This window comes from Flagellimonas meishanensis, assembly GCF_019880545.1.
GTDB classification, from domain to species: Bacteria; Bacteroidota; Bacteroidia; order Flavobacteriales; family Flavobacteriaceae; genus Flagellimonas; species Flagellimonas meishanensis.
The window spans coordinates 1,213,131-1,228,562 of sequence record NZ_JAINVW010000001.1 but is presented as its reverse complement, the minus strand read 5'-3'; the positions used below and the strand labels follow the sequence as shown (position 1 = coordinate 1,228,562).

Sequence of the window (15,432 nt, the reverse complement as noted above, 5' to 3'; positions counted from 1 at the left end):
TGTTTGATTCAATTCGTTATTCATCCTTTAGCGATTCCACCACTTGAACTTTCGCCGCTCTCCAAGCGGGAACAAATCCGGCCAACGTCCCAGCAAGTATCAAGACCAATACCGTGGAAAATGCCACATTGAAGCTAACCGAAGGATTCACTACATAATCCACCTCCACGTTGGGGCCTACAATTTCCAGGAGTCCCATACTGAATATCAAGCCGGTAAAACCCGAAATTGCGGTCACGAAAATGGATTCCTGCAGGATCATGCCCACGATGGACCATGGTTTGGCGCCAAGGGCTTTCCTTATTCCAATTTCCCGGGTACGTTCACGGACCACGATCAACATTATATTGCTAACGCCGACCACTCCCGCAATAATGGTACAGATTCCAACAAACCAAAAGAATATTTTGATGTTTCCCGTAAGTCCATAATACCGCTTGGCCTCTTCCATGGCACTCCAGACCTCCATGGCACCATTGTCATCGGGAGCCACGGTATGCGCCTGCTGTAGATATGTCCTGAGGTTCTTCTTGAAATCAACGGCCTGCGCCACGGCTTCGTCAAAATTTTCCACGGGAGGAAGGGTAAAGGACATGTTGTTTATGCGATTGCCTCCATTGAATACGCGCTGGGCCGTTGTTATCGGAATATAAATCCGTTCTTCTTCCCGATCCCGCATCTCGCCAAAAACACCAACAATCTTAAAGGGGATTCCAGAGATATCAATAAACTCCCCCAAGGGCGAATCCACATCGGTGAAGACATCCTTTTTGATTTTATTTCCGATGATCGCCACTTTGCCGATTGAGACTTCGTCTTGGTAATTGATGAAACGACCTTCCCTCATTACGGGGCCTTCAATAAATTGAAAATCGGATGAAACTCCCTGAATGCTATAGACCAAAGCCTCTTTGCCATAGTTTACATTCACGTCGCGAACAAATATCCGAGGTGATTCATACTCAATGACATCGTTGAACATGGAACTGGCCGTTTCGAAGTTTTCGTTGATGAATTGGATCCTGCGCCCTGGATTGAGCCCCTTAAATTCTTTTGAAGTCACTCCCGGCCACGCCCATATACTGGTTGTGGCATCCTCTTTAAACTCATGTTCCACGCCATTTTGCATGCCTTGGCCAAATCCCAATAAAATGACAAGGATAAATATTCCCGATGCAACGGAAAGACCTGTTAAAAAGGTGCGGAGCTTGTTCTTTCGTATGGTGTCAAATATCTCTTGCCACCTTTCAATGTCGAACATGGGTCAGTGTTTGGATTTGATTGATGAATTAAAAAGCGTACGAGTATAAGATAAAGATTCTAAGGCATTGTTACACTTTTTGAAAAGAAAATTTAACAATTGGTCTTTCAAGCCCTCATTTTCTTGTAAATGAAGTAAAAAAGGGCGACCACAAGAAGATAGGGGATGGCCATTAGGTATACAATTCCATTATTGATGCCCTCTGCGGTTTTTCCATCGGCCTCACTTTCCACCACCGCTCGGCACATGGCGCATTGTGCTTCCATGATCTGGGGAAGTACCAAGAAAACAAGCAGCAATAGGAAAATCTTCGTCCTCATGGGTTGTCAATACGGATAATAGGGTGAAATCATTAAGTAAACCAACACTCCGGTAATGGCGACATACAACCAAATGGGAAAAGTAAACCTGGCCCACAACCGATGCATGATGAAATCTCCCAAATAGGCCTTGGAATATGTTATCAATACCAACGGAATCACCGAAATGGACAATACAATGTGGGTGAGCAGTATAAAGTAGTAGACATATTTTAAAGGACCCTCTCCTCCATAAACGGTTGATTCGGATGTCATGTGATAGGCAACGTACATGATCAAGAACAGCACTGATAGGGCAATACAGGTATTCATCAATCTTTGATGCACCTTGCGCTTGCCTTTTTTAATGGCCACAAGGGCCAATATCAAGAGAAGGGCCGTAAAACCATTAATGCTTGCGTAGATTGGAGGCAAAAATGACAAGGGCTCGGCATTAGGAATCTTGTAGGCAAAGAGCACCACAACCACAAGGGGAACTGCAACCGACACAATGGTGATCCATCTGTTGAAATTTTTGGCTTTTTGTAAACTATTTTCCATTATTCCTCCAAAAGTTTTTTAATGTCTTCCTTGAGCATGGTAATCTGCTGCTCTTCGCCTTCGGCGTTCGCACCTTGTTCTTCCGTGATTGTTCCCCGATAGTAGATCAATGGATTTCCGTATTCGTCCTTGCGGGACCTAATGTATCCATTTTTGTCGATCAACGCGAACATTCCCGAATGCTCAAAACCACCTGGGGCATCTTCCACCTCATTGGCCAAAATATAAAAGCCTTCCTGTGCCAGCGCATAGATTTTAGCCTGGTCCCCGGTAAGCAAATTCCAATCTTTATCGACAATGCCATATTTATTGGCATAATTTTTCAATACGGAAGGGGTATCATATCTTGGATTTATGGTGAAGGATACCACTCCAAAATCCTCTTGGTCCTCAAACGTGTTCTGCAATTCCACCAGGTTTTTGGTCATGATCGGGCAAATGGTCGGACATGTTGTAAAGAAGAACTCAGCTATATACACCTTTCCCAAATAGTCCTGGTTGGTCACGAGCGTACTGTCTTGATTTATGAAGGCAAAGGGCGGCACACTTCTTTTTTGCCCATTGTTCAAAATAAAGCCTACTTCAGCCGTTTTGCTCATGGAACTCATGCGGTCCTTATCCACAACATCACCTCCCTTTACCCTTTTGGTTATCTCGTACACCGCAAAAATTCCAAATAGTAGAATAATTGCAGAGACCCAGACGTAGGTATACTTTTTTTTCTTATTTGCTCCTGTCGGCATTGTTCTTTTTTAAGGCCAATCGATATTCAGCAAGGATGATCTTAACATCGTCCTCCATTTTGTTGTTCAATTCCGCTACGGATGTGGTGTTGAAACCATATTTGATGCCCTCATCCTCATCGTCCTTTCTTCCCCGTAAACTTCGTTCCTTATCTATTATGAAAACATAGGGTGTGGATAAATCATCATCCAACTCCAAATTGGTCTTCATCTGCGTGAAGAAGTATTTTATCCCATCCTCTGTGCCGTAGGCAAAATTCCATTTGTCAACCTCGGAAAGTTTCCCGAGTTCTTTTTTCAATGCTTCTGCGCTTTCTTCATTCCCCTCTGGAACAACCATCACTATCTGAAAGTCCCTGAACTCACTAAAACGTTTGTATATTTTTTGGTTAAGGTTAAAAGCGTTGCCTTTTTTTTTATCGGGTTGATTGCCCAAAAAGCCCAAAATGGTAATCTTGCCATCCAAACTAGTATTTTGGTCCATGGCCAACAAGTCGGGAATGTTCTCGGTAAGCACCGGCAACCTTCCAAAATTGTTCACTCCCGAAGCAAAGAAAAGGTATGCCACCAACGGAAACACAAAGAGAACCACTAAAACAAAAGTCTTTTTCATAACAAGTGGACTACAAAATTAAAAAAGACGGTTGGGAAACCGTCTTTTTATCTTGTTAATAATGCTTTAGAAATCCCATGCCATAAATCCGTCCTTGAACACATTGTAGATGTAGTCGGCCTCAAACAACAGGATAAATATCAGATAGCAAATCAAGAATATTGGTGTCCACACCACTGCTCTTCGCAAGGAACTTTTTTCATCGCGCAAGTGCATGAAATCCCAAGCGATGTAATAGGCCTTTACCAAGGTCAATATGATAAAGATCCAGTTGAGGAGTTTCATCCCGATCAAATAATTGGAGGTCAAAAAAGCAGGCTTGGCAATACCCAAACCGACCTCAACTGCTGTAACGATGGAAAGAAAAATCAAAACGCCCCAAATCTTTTGGGTATTCGACTTGAATTTTAAGAGTCCTCTGAAAATCTCGAGTTTATGTTCGTGTGCCATTGAAACGTAAATATTTTATACCAAATAAAAGAATGTAAATACAAATACCCAGACCAAATCCACAAAGTGCCAGTACAATCCCACTTTCTCAACCATTTCATAGTGTCCCCGGCGTTCATAGGTTCCCAGGATGATATTGAAAAATATAATGATGTTGATCACAACACCAGAAAATACGTGGAATCCGTGGAACCCAGTTATAAAGAAGAAAAAGTCTGCAAAAAGACGGCTTCCATATTCATTGTGGATAAGATTGGCCCCTTCGACCACCTGGGTGGCCTGTGCAAGTTTCTCAAGGGATTCCTGCCTATTCAAGACTGTTTTCTCCCCTTCCTCATTGATCGTTTCGGTACGGATCAGGATATTTGGGGTCGACTTAAAGCCTTCAACCACTTCTTTCAAGGAAAAGGAAGTTTGGTATCCCTCTCCCTGGAACCATACCCCAACACTTTCGGTATGCTTCACCCGTTCCTCTGGAAGCGTTTTGGCAAAGTCGGCCAAGCCAGCCCTTTCCCCGGTTTCGGCATTCACGAATTGCAATATCCTACCACCTTTTGTCTCCAATGCGCCGTAATCCCCTTTAATGAAGGTAGCCCATTCCCATGCTTGGGAACCAACGAAAATGGCACCGCCTATAATGGTCAGGAACATGTATAAGATCACTTTTTTCTGCATCATTCGATGACCGGCATCCACAGCAAGTACCATGGTCACGGAAGACATAATCAGTATAAACGTCATGAATGCCACATAGATCATGGGATAGTTCCCATGAAAAAACGGTACGTGGGTAAAAACTTCATCCGCAATGGGCCATGTTTCGATAAACTTGAACCGCGAGAAGCCGTAAGACACCAAAAAGCCAGAAAAGGTCAGGGCATCAGAGACAATAAAGAACCACATCATCATTTTTCCGTAGCTGGCGCCCAAGGGTCTGTTTCCTCCTCCCCAAACGCTGCCTTCAGTATCGGTAGTTACCGTTGCATCCATATATTAAGGTCGTTTTAATAAAACTTTCACAAATTTACACCTTTTGACTAATTCGAAAAGATAATCTTCAATGAAAAGTGCTTCTTCCCGATTTTACTTCACGAAATACATAAATAGTATCAAATAGACCCACAAAAAATCCAAAAAGTGCCAGAAGGTCGCCCCCAATTCCAGTCCCAACATATTGCCCTTGACATATTTACCACGCATTTGCTGTACCAGCACGACCAACAATGAAATGATTCCTGCAACGAGGTGCACTATGTGCACGGCGGCAATCAAGAACACATAGGACATTTTAATATTGCTGGTCGGCCCGGTAAAATAATATCCGTTTGCCAGCATTTGGGAGAAGCCCTTAAACTGCAATATAATGAAGGTGGCTCCCAGGGCCAACGTGACCAACAAAAATAATGTGGCCTGCTTCTGCGAGTTCCTTGACACGGAGCGTTTGGCCAAAATATAGGTTAAACTACTCAATGCAATTACCAGTGTACTTATAAAAAAGGCTTGGGGCAATTCCAGGTCACTGACCCAATCCTCGCGCTTGCTGCTAACGATGTAGGCACTGGTCCACCCGGCAAATCCCATGATCAAACTGGCAATGCCGAACCAGAGCATCATTTTTTTCGCCCTTTTGTTCTTTTCCTCTATGGTTCCCTGGGTCAAATCCATTTTTTAACTTATAAATTTATCAATAACATAAATTATTTGAATCAGTGAAATGTAGGTAACACTGGCCAGCATCAATCTTCTTGCCGAGGTGTTGTCCCTGATCTGGTAGAGCCGCAATGCGAAAAAGAGCATGACCAGTCCAGACAACAGCACAATTATCGCCGCGGGGATGGATAAATGCAGTCTTCCCGTAATACCGAATGCCGGAACCACGGAGATGACAATCATCCAAATGGTATACAAAATGATCTGGAAGGCTGTCCCAGCATCCCTTTTCCCGGTGGGAAGCATTTTGAAGCCCCCTTTTTTATAATCATCATGCAACATCCATCCCAAGGCCCAAAAATGCGGAAATTGCCAAAAAAACTGAATCATGAACAAGGTTCCGGGTTCAATACCAAAATCGTCGGTGGCGGCCACCCAGCCAAGCATAAAGGGTATGGCACCGGGAAATGCACCAACAAAGACCGAAAGGGGGGTCTTTGTCTTTAATGGGGTATACACACTGGTATACAAGAAAATGGAAATGGCCCCGAACATGGCAGTTTTTGGGCTTAAAATATATAGGGAAACTATGCCCAATATGGTAAGTGCAATGGCAATGCCCATGGCCGTCCTTACCGTCATCCGTCCCGATGGAATGGGGCGATTTCTGGTGCGCTTCATCAACGCATCCAAGTCTTTTTCAATGACTTGGTTATAGGCATTGGAGGCCCCGACCATACAATATCCCCCAAAAGCAAGCAGGGCAATGGAAAAAAGGTCTACTTGATAGGCTCCCAAAAAATACCCGGCAATGGATGAGAAGACGACACTGACGGCCAGCTTCGCTTTGGTTATTTCCTTGAATTCTGAAAAGATCAAGGATATGGAATTGTTTTTTACAGAGCCTACGGCAGATTTCATCCACAAAGGTAATTGGCTGGCAAAGATAGGGTCAGCTACCATTTTTTCCAACCTTGTTGATGTTTATATTGGTCTGCAAACAATCATTTTGGACAAAACAAAAAAGCCCTGACAGTTACATCAGGGCTTTTTCAGATTCCCGCCGCAGCGGGAACACCAATATTTTATTGCAGTTTAAAGGTAATCGGAATACTAAAAGGTACTTTCACCGCTCTACCCCGTTGCTTCCCAGGGGTCATTTTGGGTAATTTTTGGATGATGCGCAATGCTTCGGCCTCCAAGTTTTTGTCCGGGCCACGCATCCTGATGTTTCCTATGCTTCCATCTTTCTGAATAACAAAGATTACGTTCACCCTTCCTTGAACTCCCATTTCCTGGGCAATTTCGGGATAACGGAAATTTTTACGGATGTGCTGCTGCATCATGTCCTGAAAACAGGCCTTTTTATCACTTGCCCCCTCACATCCAGGGAACACAGGAACGTCTTCAATAACCGCAAATGGAACGGAAATATCCTCTTCCACTTCATCGACCTCAACATCTTCCACTTCCACAACTTCCTCTTCCTGACTGGTTTCGGTGGATTCAATAACGGTTTCCTCCACTTCCTCTTCATCCTCAACAACCTCGATTACCTCGGGAGCGGCCGGTGGAGGTGGCGGTGGTGGTGTTTTTATCTGCTCGGTCATCGGCACTTCCTCATCCAATTGATCTTCAACATTCAAAGCGATGTCGTAATCATTCCCCCTATCATATTTTTTCCACTCCATGGCACCATAAACAACGCCCATGACAGCGGCCAGACCTATAACGAAATATAGGGTGCTGTTTTTTCCAACATCCGCTTTTGGATTCTTCTTTAGTTCCATTTCTTAACTTTTAGTGTTTGCTAATTTAATTATTAATTGCCTAAATAAACAATTAAATTTTCCATTTTAACTGCCTTTCTTTGGAAAAATACCATCGAATTGACCCTATTCCTGCGATTGCGCCAATGGTATTTGCCAGAACATCCCCCATTTCGGCCATACGATCTTCCGTTAGGGTATATTGTAGGACCTCAATTAATATGCCATACGCAATGGCAAAGCTGACCATATACCATGTTGTCTTTTGAAGGGTCCAATCTCCTTTGGTCTGCTCACGGACAAAGAGACATCCCAGGACCGAGAACATTAGATAGAATATGAAATGGGTAATCTTGTCGGCATAGGGGATATCCAATTTTCCTGCATCCAGCTCCATCCCAGAAAAAGAAAATAAGCTGAGGACCGTAATCAGCAGCACCCAGCTTATAAACAAAAATGTAAAGACATATTTTTTAAGCACCTATCAATGCTTTGTAGTCTTCATCGCTCATTAGGTCCTCAACTTCGGAGGCATCACTGATTTTTATTTTGATCATCCAACCCTCGCCATACGGATCGGAATTTACTTTTTCGGGCTCGTCCTCAAGTGTTTCATTAAACTCGATAATTTCCCCACTTAGTGGCAAGAAAAGATCCGAAACTGTTTTCACTGCCTCCACGGTGCCAAAAACTTCTTCTTTGTCCAAGGTTTCGTCCACGGTCTCGACCTCCACATAGACAATATCCCCCAATTCTCCTTGGGCAAAATCCGTAATGCCCACGGTGGCAATGTCGCCGTCAATCTTTACCCATTCGTGGTCCTTGGTGTACTTTAAATCTGATGGTATGTTCATTCCATTAAGTTTGAATTAGTCAATGAACAAATGTAACGGATCATGGATAGGTTTTCAAACAAACTTGGCTACAAAATTCACCAAAGGGAGACAACTTAAAGGGATCAGTTGCCAAAGTTATACCGCAAGGTGAACCCTGTGTTAATGGTTGTCTGCGGAAAAGCTGTGGACACGGCGAATTCGGAGAACGAATGATCATAAAAGAAAAGTGCGTTCAAATTTTTGCTGAGGGCATAGTCGGCCGTAAATTTAATGGACATCAATTGCTGACCGGAAGTAATCTGATTGTTGTCAATATCCAAATTGCGGATGATGGTGATATTATCCCGTAGGGATAGATCGGCCTTAAGGTTCAAGTCTCCCTTTAATCTAGTTTTTTCGCCACCGATATTGGTCACAAACTTCACGTCCTTGAATCGATATCCCAAGCCGAGCGTGTATTCCTTTCCGTTTATTTCCGTCAACAGGTTGTTATCAAAACTCAAGGAGAGTGTTCTATCGGTTCGCACCTCGGCCAAAAAGCTGAAGGAGTTGGTCATTTCAAAATCAACCCGCATCAGTGGATTGAACTGATCTGTCAACACCACATTATTGATGATATTTTCTGGAAGACGGTCTTCGGTCTCGGGATCAAAAGCGGTATTCTCCCTTTCTAGGTTGGTTTGGAACGAATTGATGCTATATGCAGCTCGATATCCATGGCTTAAAGAGAAGCGCTTGAATTTTTTTCGGAACCATTTGTTCTTCATCAGCCCAGTATATTTTATGTTCCAATTGGGAATGGGAATCTCGCGGAAGGCATCCAAGTTCACCCGGTTCACATCCTGGCCCGTATATGCGGCAAAGAAAGCGGGCAGGAGCACCTCTTGCTGCGTTTTCCCATAACGCTGGGGAAATCCATCCTCATCCAACGTCCCCGGACTCTCCCCACGGTCGGACACCAATCTGTTGGCGATGGTAATCCGGTTTTGCTTGAAGGTCTCAAAAGTTTCGGAATCGAACTCATCACTCTTGTTGAAAACGGTCCCTATCATCATGGTGGAAATGCTAAAATTGCCAAAATTGTTCCCCAATAGGTTGACATAGTCCAATTGACCATTATTGTCAAGATCCTCAACCCTAAAATTCTCCTGATAACTATTCGATATTTGCCTGTCAGCAGTCAAATCTATGGTCAAATCGGGAGTGGGCTGTGCGGTTGCCGTAATGTTCAGCTGCTTGTTCGAGGTCTGCATGTACTGGGAGTTGAACTCGGGAAAAGTGGTCAACCAACCATTTCTGGCCGCTTCAAACCGCACATCGGCCTGACTTCCAAACACGAAGCCCAGCGTGGGACGGGCCGTGCCAATAAAACCAATGGACTGGGTATAGCCAGGCAACACCTTACCGTTGTTTTCACTATAGTTTACATTTACTCTTTTTACCATGGTAACAATATCCACCACGGTATTGAACGCCTTACCAGTCTTTTTGGGTGTTTTTTCGTTGGAATCGCTGGCCGGATTGCCAGCCTTGTCCCTGCGGACAGCAGCCTGGGTAGCCGTAACTTTTCCGTCTTGTTTTTTTAATCCCAAAAAATCATACAAACGCTGCATGCCCAGGTTTGCCGTTATGTTATGGGTATTTGCATTCTGGATGGTATTAATATCCTCTCCAGCCACCTCAATGAGAGCATCTCCGCCCCGTTGCCAGTCAAAATTGCTGGTGTAGGTATATTGTGCATTGATGAAATTAAGGAACGGAAACTTACTGAAGGGCAGTTCGTAGTTCAATTGCATCTGTTGTGAATGCCTGTTGGGCTCGCCGATATCAAAAAAGCCGTCCCAAAGGTCCAAAGCCTGGTCAATTCCAGAATCGGGGTCATCATCAACATTGAAATAGTTACGGACAATATTGTTGTTGGAGGTCGTCAAGTTCAGGCGCAAGGATCTGCTTAAACTATAGTTCAAAGCATATTGCCAGTTAAAGAGATAGTTCCGTTGCTGTAGCAAGGGCAAATCTAAAAGGTCAGCGTTGTTATCTCCTTCAACTGCTCGAAACTTTTGTTGATTAAAAGATCTGTTATAATTGGCATTGACCGATAGGCTGGTGGGCAACACGTTAAAGTTCAGCTCTTTTAACCATTGCCAGTATCGGCTCATGAACAGGGAATCTTTTTTGGCAAAAGGAGCCACGCTAGCGGGCTTGAAGTTATGGTTGTACACAAAACCTGTGTTCACATTTTGATCGCGAAGGTCCGCCACTTCAAAATCTCTGTGATTGGTTTCGTTGTAACTGTAGTTGAACGTAAAGTTTTCTATATCGAAGAAATTTTCCTTGGCTTCCTCTCCTCTGTTTTTTCTTACTCCAATAAGATTAATACTGGTTCGCTTGGTATAATCTTCTGCCCTCTTTCTAGTGTCTTCGGCTTTTTCCGGTGTATCAGCCGCTGCAATCAGGTCATCAAGCTTTAAATCGTCATATACGGGATCAAACTCCGGGGTGATCAGCGTTTCGGATATGCCATAGTTGAACGGCAATTGCAGGTTCCATTTTTTGGGAAACAACTGGCCCACATTTACATTGGTGACCACATCGTAGGATATGGCATCTTCCCTAGATCGCTCATTGGGCATTTGATCTATGGAACCAAACCCAGAGGTGCTCTTGCTTCCCGTTGCGGTAACATTGGCAAAATCGGCCATGTTGGCATCCAAAGCGGCAATGGCGGCCCAGCCTCCCTTGTTATCCAATCCGGCCAAGCGAAGCTCGTTGAACCACACTTCACCACGGGCGGGCAAATCATCAATGTTCTTTACCCCGACCATCATACCCCGGATACTTCCCAGGGAAGGATTACCCCGAATCCCAATTCGAAGCCTGCCCAAAGTCCTAGGGGCAAATTCATCAACGAGCACTGCCTCGCCATCAATGATCTCATAATAATTGATGGTGCTAAGGGTCTGCTCGGCTATACCTCTGGATTTTACCTTGTTCAAATCACTCAGGGCAATATCGATTTCATTTACATCCGGCCAAATCTGATCGGCCGACGTCACGTTGAATGGTGTAAACTGAAGGGGCAATTCAATTTGATAAAAGTTCTCTGAAAAATCCGTTCCAATTCGAAGAAAACCCACCAAAGGTGTATCATCGTCGGAATAGTCACCGTTCAGAATTTTTTCGGCATGCATGAACATTTTGATGCGCTGGTACTGCCGGACATCAATGTTCACATTTTTGAAAACTCCTCTTGCATCCTGGGATTCCAAATTTTCAACCACAAAGGACAGTGATTGCTCGTTCTGCCTGATGATGGTATTGTTGTTGTTCAATTGCTCACGAACCACCCCGGGAGGCAATACATAGGGTATGGGTTGTCTTCCAAAGTTCTCTTCGATATTGACCGTGTTCACATCCACAACGGTTCCATCATCCGATGGATCATTGTCCACATCGGGGGGCTGCAACGAATTGGTATAGGTACGCCAATCGCCCCGAACCAAATCCAGTGTGGCAAACCGCAGAACAACATCATCTGTAAATCCTGTGAGGTACATCCTCATAAAGCTGATGGACCTAAAGTCGGTGATCCCACCAACGGCATCGGTAAAATCGCTCAACGGAATTTTATACTGGATCCAACGTCTATTGAGTTGGGTTCCGTTGGGCAAGGTTGGGGTAAGGCCTTCCCTAATGTCGGTCACATATTGATCATCAATGGTGGTATTGGGCCTGATCTGGATGCGATATTCGTAGTAGCTATTTACCGTGTTCATGGTCAAATCCCGGTCAATGTCCTCCACGTCGGGCAAGGTCGTGGAACCCCGATTGGTATTGGTAACCGCCACAGGAGAGTTTCCATCTGGGTTGTTGAAGTCGAAATAGCGCTCTAAAATGCTACCATCCCGGTTTAGGTAGTATTGGTAGTTGTCCAAAGCAGGGTCATCTGCAGGACCGTTGTAAATGGCCTGTTCATCGGCATCGTCAAGACCATCGAGCCCCACATCTTGCAAGGTTCTGTTGGTTTCATCGGCATCAAAGGCATAAACCAAGGATTGCGTGGAAGGCACCTGCCCCCAAATGGTTGTCCTGGGAATCTCATTGTTTGTGCTGGCGGGCAAACCATTTTCATATTGTTTCCTACCATCCTTCAAAATATCCTCGGAAATATTCCCCAGGTTCAACACCAGTTCTCCTGCATTCGTATCGGTGGTCTGTCCGTCCACATAGGGGTCCAAGACCCAGAATTGGACAAATTCCACGTTGGACTGTTCAAAATTGGTGCTGCTTATCGGGCGCATTATTCCGGCCCATTTATCGTCAGGGGTCTCGGTTTCAAAGCTGGGGTTGGCGTTGTATGGTCCTTTTTGGTTGGGATAATAAACAACGTCCAGTGTGCTCTGCACCTGTGTCTGCCCCTGGGCAATATCGGTTTCAGAGAAGACTTCATCAATGAACACCCTACGGGTGGCGTTTAGGGAAATGTCATTGTCTGAAAGTCCGGTCGGGCGCTGGTTGGTATAAAATATAGGGTCGATGGTGTACCAAGCCATTTTGGCGCGCTCAAATCCAACGTCGATGTCGGTCCGGTCCTCCAAAAACTCAACCGGCGGACTCGCCAAGGTCCATCCCAATGAGGAACGGATATCTATCAAGGCCTGCGCCCCTTCAAAATCGTCCAAATAGGTGGTTGTCTCTCCTTGAAAATCGGCATTCTTTGGTGAATTGGGCTTCAAAAAGGCCACCTCGCCCCGCAGCGACAGGTTGGATGGTACATCAGTGTCAATATTGGGCAGCTTGTTAGCTAGTCGTGTCAGGAAGGGAATCTCGGTGCTAAAGTTCCCGTTCAAACCAAAAATTGTATTGTTCACGGGTTCCACGCCAAAGTTCGATTTTTGGGTCAACGGTCGTTCGTTCAAATTTAGAATGGTCCCTCCCATTACAAAATTTTCATTGAACCGGTGTTCCACATTGATTCCGGTAAACCTACGTGTCTGCTGTCCGAAGACGGCATTGTTTTCCACAGAAATATTTATTGGGGTATTGGAAGCGGCCAAACTGGGATCCAAAATCTGAACTGTCCCTGCCTGATAGTTCACGGTATAATCGATGCCCTCCTGCAATTGCCTCCCACCGGCCGTAACGCGTACCGAACCCCGGGGCACATTGAACGCCCCTATGGGAATACCATTGTTTCCGGTCGATTTATAACGCCCTTTTATTTGGAACCTGTTCTTTTCGGCATCCTGCAATGAGGCGGCCTTGGTCTTGGCATACATATTTCGGAACACGTAGCGCTGCTGGTTCACATTGTAGCCTTGATCGTTGTCCACATCGTACACCCCTCCACCGAGTTGTCCAAAAAGGAACTCGCCAAAGGGTTCCACCTTGGTAAAGATGATTCTTCCAGACTGCGGGTCCACGGTAATGCCAGGCACATAATCAAAAAAGCCGTCGCCTCCCGCTTGAATGTCGTTGTAAATATTCAAACGGTCTAAATTGAAAACGGACAGCAATATTCTATCCTCAAGCCCATTGGGCCATCCGGCATTGGGATCAACCGGGGTAATGTAGTTTCGGGGCGTTGGGTCTGAATATAAAATATTCAATTTGAAATCCTCCTGATCCAATTGAAAGGCTCCGGTAGAATAAATGTTCTTCATCATCAAATCCCAAATGGGATCATCCACATTGGTGATGTTGCTCTTCAGCATTTTAAGGATGAGCGTGTTGTTCTCGACTATCGGATTCACCCCGCCACTCACCGTTGTGGCATCCACACCGCCGTTGGCAAACTCCCCCACTTGGAACACTTCGCCATTAAAAGTATATTGGAAAGCCACCCCCAATACCTCATCGTTGCTCAACCGCTGGTTCAGGGAAATGTATCCCAATTGGGTATTGAGCTGATAGTCCCTGCCCTGTTCCAATTTTCTGGCATTCTCCAGAATGGCATAATCGAATCCTTGGTTCACGGGGTATCCTGGAATATTGAATCCAGACTCAACGGTAGCGATATCGCGTATGGCCTGTGTAAGTGCTCCTGTTCCAATTTGATTGGGGTCATAATCGTTGGCCTGGTTCTGTGGAAGCTGGGTAATAATGGCAGAGGGATTAAAAAATCCGGCAGGATCCCCGTTGTTTCTTCCAATTCGGGTCTTCTCCTCCAGTGCCTCCCCCAAATCCTGGATGGCCACAACATTCCTAACGTTTAGGGTCTGTTGGTTCCTGTTGGTCACCCAAACCTCCAATCGCGTGATCTGTATCTGGCTCCGAATGAACGGATAGTCCGCAAGGGCCCGGTCATAATTGTCCCTAAAGTATTGTGCCAAAAAGAAGTGTTTGTCCTCATCATAGTCCAATGCGGTCAATGCAAATTCGTTCAAGGTGCCGCCGCCCTGGGCCACCACGGTGTTGTTTTGGGACCGCTGTTCCGAAAACACGGCAGTAACGGAGGTCTTTCCAAACTGAAGTTGGGTCTTTACACCAAACAGGCTCTGCGCCCCCGTGATCAGGGAACTGTTCAGTGGCATGTTCACATTACCTATCTCAATTTTACGGAGTATGTCATCCTCGGTAGGCGTATAATCCAATTTTACCAGGTTTTGAAAATCGAAGGTGGCCTCGGTATCATAATTGGCGGTTACCTGAAGACGTTCACCAACTTTTCCCAACAGGCTCAAACTGATCCTCTGGTCAAAATCGAACGATAGGTTGGTCCGGTTCCTGGGGGAAAGCGCTGGATTGTCGTTCTTCTGCCAAAGTACCCCCAAATCCATTGCGACTGAACCCTGGGGTATTACCTCAATGGTATTTCCGCCAAAAATGGATTCGAAAAAGTTGCTGTTGACATAAAAATTGGGCAATAGATTCTTTCTGGCTTCTTCACTACCCTCCTTTCTGCCCGTAAAAGCGTCAATTTTGCTCTTGAAATAGGATTTCATCTGCTCCTTGCGGACCAATTCAAAATATTGCTCGGGGGTAAGAATTACCGGATAGTTGATGTTGAAATCCCCAATACTTTCAGTGTAGATATAGCGATCCGTTTTGGGGTCATAGGTATACTTGGCAATGATACTGTCAGGGTTTTCCAATATGAGGCGTCCAAGTTCAACTCCGGTTTTCACCGAGTCCTGGACCTGCTCATTGGTTTCCTGCCCCATCAAGATGGTGGTGAAAAGAAAACTTATGAAAAAGAAAAAGTGCCTAAATCTTGACGATCTAAGTATTGGTTTTGCCCCTCTTTTCAA

13 protein-coding genes are annotated in these 15,432 nt (G+C 45.0%); all 13 read right to left on the bottom strand.

The window, feature by feature from the left end; translation table 11 throughout:
* Positions 1–16 precede the first annotated feature (16 nt).
* Positions 17–1,261: an ABC transporter permease gene (locus K7G75_RS05530; RefSeq protein ID WP_222983217.1), complete on the bottom strand. Its 1,245-nt coding sequence runs from the start codon at positions 1,259–1,261 to the stop codon at positions 17–19.
* A gap of 107 nt (positions 1,262–1,368) precedes the next feature.
* A complete protein-coding gene (locus K7G75_RS05525; protein WP_222983216.1) occupies positions 1,369–1,581 on the bottom strand; it encodes a hypothetical protein in 213 nt (70 codons plus the stop codon).
* A gap of 6 nt (positions 1,582–1,587) precedes the next feature.
* Positions 1,588–2,121 (bottom strand): DUF420 domain-containing protein, encoded by a 534-nt coding sequence (locus K7G75_RS05520; protein ID WP_222983215.1) that lies wholly within the window; start codon positions 2,119–2,121, stop codon positions 1,588–1,590.
* Entirely contained in the window at positions 2,121–2,864 is a 744-nt protein-coding gene (locus K7G75_RS05515) for an SCO family protein (RefSeq protein ID WP_222983214.1), read from the bottom strand. Before K7G75_RS05515 ends, K7G75_RS05520 begins: the two co-directional genes overlap by 1 nt.
* Positions 2,845–3,477: a hypothetical protein gene (locus K7G75_RS05510; protein WP_222983213.1), complete on the bottom strand. Its 633-nt coding sequence runs from the start codon at positions 3,475–3,477 to the stop codon at positions 2,845–2,847. Before K7G75_RS05510 ends, K7G75_RS05515 begins: the two co-directional genes overlap by 20 nt.
* 66 nt (positions 3,478–3,543) lie before the next feature.
* The gene (locus K7G75_RS05505; protein WP_222983212.1) at positions 3,544–3,927 is read right to left on the bottom strand and encodes a cytochrome C oxidase subunit IV family protein; all 384 of its coding nucleotides are present in this window, start codon (positions 3,925–3,927) and stop codon (positions 3,544–3,546) included.
* Between the two features lie 15 nt (positions 3,928–3,942).
* Entirely contained in the window at positions 3,943–4,917 is a 975-nt protein-coding gene (locus K7G75_RS05500; RefSeq protein WP_222983211.1) for a cytochrome c oxidase subunit 3, read from the bottom strand.
* Positions 4,918–5,010: 93 nt separating this feature from the next.
* Entirely contained in the window at positions 5,011–5,592 is a 582-nt protein-coding gene (locus tag K7G75_RS05495) for a cytochrome c oxidase subunit 3 (protein ID WP_222983210.1), read from the bottom strand.
* Between the two features lie 3 nt (positions 5,593–5,595).
* The gene (cyoE, locus tag K7G75_RS05490; protein WP_222983209.1) at positions 5,596–6,498 is read right to left on the bottom strand and encodes a heme o synthase; all 903 of its coding nucleotides are present in this window, start codon (positions 6,496–6,498) and stop codon (positions 5,596–5,598) included.
* Positions 6,499–6,662: 164 nt separating this feature from the next.
* Entirely contained in the window at positions 6,663–7,367 is a 705-nt protein-coding gene (locus K7G75_RS05485) for an energy transducer TonB (RefSeq protein ID WP_222983208.1), read from the bottom strand.
* 52 nt (positions 7,368–7,419) lie between these two features.
* Positions 7,420–7,827, bottom strand: coding sequence for a VanZ family protein (locus K7G75_RS05480; protein WP_222983207.1), 408 nt, complete (start codon positions 7,825–7,827; stop codon positions 7,420–7,422).
* A complete protein-coding gene (gcvH, locus tag K7G75_RS05475) occupies positions 7,820–8,200 on the bottom strand; it encodes a glycine cleavage system protein GcvH (RefSeq protein ID WP_222983206.1) in 381 nt (126 codons plus the stop codon). The genes K7G75_RS05480 and gcvH overlap by 8 nt, the downstream gene beginning before the upstream one ends.
* A gap of 104 nt (positions 8,201–8,304) precedes the next feature.
* Positions 8,305–15,432: a T9SS outer membrane translocon Sov/SprA gene (sov, locus tag K7G75_RS05470; protein WP_222983205.1), complete on the bottom strand. Its 7,128-nt coding sequence runs from the start codon at positions 15,430–15,432 to the stop codon at positions 8,305–8,307.